This is a genomic window from Wolbachia pipientis (assembly GCF_001752665.1).
Taxonomy (GTDB): Bacteria; Pseudomonadota; Alphaproteobacteria; order Rickettsiales; family Anaplasmataceae; genus Wolbachia; species Wolbachia pipientis_A.
The window spans coordinates 47,535-50,580 of the sequence record NZ_MJMG01000008.1 but is presented as its reverse complement, the minus strand read 5'-3'; the positions used below and the strand labels follow the sequence as shown (position 1 = coordinate 50,580).

The window sequence follows — 3,046 nt, the reverse complement described above, 5'->3', positions numbered from 1 at the left end:
CTTGTTCATACCCAACATATCCAGGTNNCNNCCCTATTAATTTAGCAACAGAATGCTTTTCCATGTATTCTGACATATCAAAACGTAACAGAGCTAATTTATCATTGAATAAGAAACTAGCAAGGGCCTTTGCAAGCTCTGTTTTACCTACTCCAGTAGGACCTAAAAATAAAAATGATCCAAAAGGCCTATCTGTATCCTGTACCCCAGAACGTGAACGTCTAACAGCATCACTGACTGCCTTTATAGCTTCCTTCTGCCCTATAACACTCTTCCCTATCTCATTTTCCATATTAAGTAGTTTTTCCCTTTCACTATGCATCATATTTTCAACTGGAATACCAGTCCATTTTGAAACAATATTTGCAATATCATTTTCAGTAACTTCTTTTTTCAGGAAAACACTTGATACTTTTTCTTGCGCTTTTAGTGCAGTTTCAAGTGTAGGTATAACACCATACATCAACTCACCTGCCCTAGCAAGATTTCCACTACGTTGCACTAATTCCAATTCTTTTCTAACGTTATCTAGTTTCTCAGCAGTTTTCTGTATTCTAGTGATTTTATTTTTTTCCATTTGCCAGTTACTACTGAGATCAACAAATTTTTTATTTAACTTTTCTATCTCCTCATTTATTTTATTTAAACGTTGCTTGGAACTTTCATCATTTTCTTTTTTCAGTGCTTCTGCCTCAATTTTTAATTGAATAATTTTTCTATCCAGTTCATCAATGACCTCAGGTTTACTATCCATCTCAATTCTCACCCTACTTGCCGCTTCATCTATTAAATCTATTGCTTTATCAGGTAAAAATCTATCTGTAATGTATCTATTAGATAACGTAGCAGCAGTAATTATAGCACTATCAGTGATTCTAATACCATGATGTACTTCATACCTTTCTTTTAGCCCTCTTAAAATAGAAATTGTATCACTTTCTGTCGGTTCGGATATAAAAATAGGTTGGAACCGCCTTGCTAGCGCAGGATCTTTTTCTATATGTTCTCTATATTCATCTAACGTAGTAGCCCCTATGCAACGAATTTCTCCTCTTGCAAGTGCAGGCTTAAGTAAATTTGAAGCATCCATTGCACCAGTTGTTGCTCCTGCTCCAATTAAAGTATGGAGCTCATCTATAAACAAGAGAATTTTTCCCTCAGATTTTGAAATTTCATGAATCACTGCTTTTAATCTTTCCTCAAATTCCCCCCTAAACTTAGTTCCAGCAATCAAGGTCCCAAGATCTAATGCAAGAACTTTTGCATCACATAAACCCAATGGCACGTCATTTGCAGCAATTCTATTTGCTAAACCTTCTACTATTGCAGTTTTTCCAACACCAGGTTCACCTATTAACACTGGATTATTCTTTGTCCGTCTAAGTGATACCTGCATAGTACGTCTTATTTCCTCATCACGTCCAATTACAGGATCAAGTTTACCCTGTATTGCAAGAGCTGTGATATCTTTTGTATACTTGCTTACAGCATTAAATTTTTCTTCGCTATTTGGCGAATCTGCTCTATTACCTTTTCTCATCTCTGTAATCACTGAATTCAATTTCTGTAATGTAACACCATTTTCTGCTAGAATCTTACTAGCAGTACTATCCTTCAACATTACTATAGCTTGTAATAACCGTTCAACAGTGATAAAAGAATCATTATTTTTCTTTGCAATATCTAGTGAATTTTCAAATACTCTAGCCATTTCTCTTGAAAGCTGTAAACTACCATTTCCTGGACCTTCAACAACTGGCAGCTTTCTTAGTGCACTATCTACAGCATTAGAAATATTCTGTATATTTCCACCAGAAGCATTTATCAAATCATTAATCAACCCAGATTCTTCTTCAAGCATCACTTTAAGCAGATGCTCAGGAATAAACATCTGGTGCCCACTTCCTAGCGCTTTTGTCTGTGCCCCTTGTATAAGATTCCTTGCTTGTTCAGTAAATTTATTAAGGTCCATGAATAAACTAAAATTTGCTTGCAAGAATTATATAAGCACTAATTAAAAAGTATCAACTAATTTCTTATTAATAACAAAATCTAAATAATCAATATCAATTTGATATCAACTTCAGTTCATAACAGTGCAAGCCTTTTGAATACTTCTACTAAAGAATCTGTTAAATGCTTTATCATCTCATCAGTATGATAAGGTGTTGGAGTAATGCGGAACCGTTCACTACCTTTTTGTACTGTAGGATAATTAATATGTTGTACATATATTGCATATTCATCAAACAACAGCTTTGATGCTGCTTTTGATAATTCTTGGTTGCCAATGATTATAGGAATAATATGAGTTTCTGTAAGTAAAAAACTAATACCAGCATTTTTTAATGAGTTTTTTACTTTCTCAACAACAATTCTATGTGCCTTACGCTCAACATTGCTTGATTTTAAGTGTTCAACACTGGCTCTTGCAGCTGATGCAAGCATAGGTGACATAGCAGTAGTAAAGATAAATCCTGGAGCATAACTCCTAATTACATCAATCAAATTTTTTGAAGATGCAATATATCCACCCATTACCCCAAAAGCCTTAGATAATGTACCTTGAATTACAGTTAGCTTATCCATTAAACCATATTCTTCTGCGATGCCACCACCATGTGCACCATATAATCCCACTGAATGTACTTCATCTAAATAGGTAATAGCATTATATTGCTCTGCAAGATCGCATATTTCTCTTAGTGGTGCTATATCCCCATCCATTGAATATATAGATTCAAAAGCAATGATTTTAGGTGTATCTTTATCTATAGATTTTAATAACTGTTCTAGATGCGTTACATCGTTATGCCTAAATATATGCTTTGGTCTTCTACCAGACTTGATACCTTCTATCATTGAGGAATGATTCTTTTCATCTGAAAAAATCACTACTTCTGGAATAATAGACAATAAAGTACTTAATGAGGTTTGATTAGCCAAATATCCACAAGCAAAGGTGAGAGCAGCTTCCTTTTTATGCAGGCTGGCTAAGGACTTTTCTAATTCAACTACTTCTTTGGTTGTACCAGATATATTCCTT

Annotated in this window: 2 protein-coding genes; both read right to left on the bottom strand. The window is 34.4% G+C overall.

Features of this window, described 5'->3' with window-relative positions; genetic code table 11:
- Window positions 1-1,972, bottom strand: a 1,972-nt coding sequence (locus tag BIY23_RS03680; RefSeq protein ID WP_070065190.1) for an ATP-dependent Clp protease ATP-binding subunit, incomplete at its 3' end; no start/stop codon positions are given.
- Between the two features lie 116 nt (window positions 1,973-2,088).
- Window positions 2,089-3,046, bottom strand: a 958-nt coding sequence (hemA, locus tag BIY23_RS03675; protein ID WP_070065211.1) for a 5-aminolevulinate synthase, incomplete at its 5' end; no start/stop codon positions are given.